Annotated in this window: 2 protein-coding genes and 1 pseudogene; all 3 read left to right on the top strand. The window is 75.0% G+C overall.

All coding sequences use genetic code 11. The features are described from left to right. On the top strand, window positions 1–94 hold a 94-nt coding region (locus AB0E96_RS40995; protein WP_132919430.1), incomplete at its 5' end, for an acyl-CoA dehydrogenase family protein. Window positions 95–179: 85 nt separating this feature from the next. Beyond that, window positions 180–920, top strand: a complete 741-nt coding sequence (locus AB0E96_RS40990) for a TetR family transcriptional regulator (protein ID WP_359831914.1) — start codon at window positions 180–182, stop codon at window positions 918–920. Between the two features lie 205 nt (window positions 921–1,125). Next, window positions 1,126–1,603, top strand: a pseudogene (locus AB0E96_RS40985) (chloride channel protein); the annotation flags it as partial.

The raw sequence follows: 1,603 nt of genomic DNA, 5'->3' as shown, positions 1-1,603 counted from the left end.
GGTGGAGCGGATGATGCGGGACGCGAAGATCACGCAGATCTACGAGGGCACCAACCAGGTCCAGCGGATCGTGATGGCCCGCAACCTCCCGTAGCGGCGCACCGAGGTGTCCCGACGGCCGGGCCGGCCCGCCGCCGGCCGTCGGGGCCGACGCCTCGTCCGATGCTAGGTTCCGGTGAATGAGCGAGAAGGAAGAACAGGACCAGCCCATGAACGACGGGCCCTCGAAGCCGGCGATGCGCGAGGCGCTGGTGGCCGCGGCCTTCGAGCTCTTCCTGGAGCGCGGCTTCGAACAGACGACCGTCGACGACATCGTCTCGCTGGCCGGCGTCGGCCGGCGCTCCTTCTTCCGCTACTTCCCGGCGAAGGAGGACGTGGTCTTCCCCGACCACGAGCGCAGCCTCGCCGAGATGACGGAGTTCCTGGAGTCCGGCACCGGCGAGGAGGACCCGGTCAAGCACGCCTGTGACGCGGCCCGCCTGGTCCTGCGGATGTACGCCGAGCAGCCCTCCTTCTCCGTCCAGCGCTACCGCCTGACCCGCAAGGTGCCCGGCCTGCGGGCGTACGAGCTGTCCGTGGTCTGGCGCTACGAGCACACCCTGGCCGCCTACCTGCGCGGCCGTTACGCCGACCGCCCGGACGGCCCGCTGCGCGCGGACGTGATCGCCGCGGCCGTCGTCTCCGCCCACAACCACGCCCTGCGCACCTGGCTGCGCTCGGGCGGGAAGAGCGACTGGGTCGCCGAGGTGGACGCCGCGATGGCCTTCGTCACCGGCACCTGGACCGACCGTCCGGCCGACGCCGCGGCCGAGGGCGGGGCCGACGAGGTCGTGGTCCTGGTGGCCAGCCGCCGGGCACCGCTGTGGAAGATGGTCCAGGGCATCGAGAGCGCCCTGGGCACCGACGCCCGCCCGGTCTGATCCTCACCCGCCCGGTCCGGTCCTCACCCGCCCGGTCTGATCCTCACCCGCCCGGTCCGGTCCTCACCCGCCCGGCGCAGCCGTGTCCGGCGCGCCGCCGGTCGACGGCCCGTGCGCCGTGCGGGGCTCCCGGCCACCGGCGAGACTCGGTCGCAGGACGGGGCCTTCCGGACGGCGGGTGGCCCGGGAGCGCGAGGGAGCGGCGATGCCGACGACGTCCCGGCGGCCGGGCGGCGGCCCGACCCTGCGTGAGGTGCTGCTGCACGAGGGCTACCTGCGCCTGCTGCTGATCGCGGGGCTGGTCGGCGTCCCGGTCTCGCTGGCGGCCTTCGGCTTCGTCGGCCTGGAGCACGAACTCCAGCACTGGGTCTGGGAGAGCCTGCCCGCCGCGGTGGGCTACGGACGCGCCCCCTGGTGGTGGCCGCTGCCCGCGCTGCTCGCGGCCGGACTGTTGCTCGCCCCGGTCGTGACCCGGCTGCCGGGCCGTGGCGGCCACGTCCCGGTGGACGGGCTCGGCGGCCCGCCCACCGCGCCCGCAGCCGTCCCCGGGGTGGTGCTGGCCGCGCTCGTCTGTCTGCCGCTCGGCGCGGTGCTCGGCCCGGAGGCCGGTGCTGGTGGACGAGGGGATGAGCGTCATCTCGGCCGGCTCGCACGCGGGGGAGGAGCACCTGGTGCGCGCCGAG

This window comes from Kitasatospora sp. NPDC036755 (assembly GCF_040636595.1).
Taxonomy (GTDB): domain Bacteria; phylum Actinomycetota; class Actinomycetes; order Streptomycetales; family Streptomycetaceae; genus Kitasatospora.
This window is presented reverse-complemented; position numbering and strand designations above follow the sequence as displayed.

What these genes read in the sequence shown, in the direction of transcription:
- AB0E96_RS40990 (WP_359831914.1), top strand. Translation starts at nt 180, where the DNA reads ATGAGCGAGAAGGAAGAACAGGACCAGCCCATGAACGACGGGCCCTCG.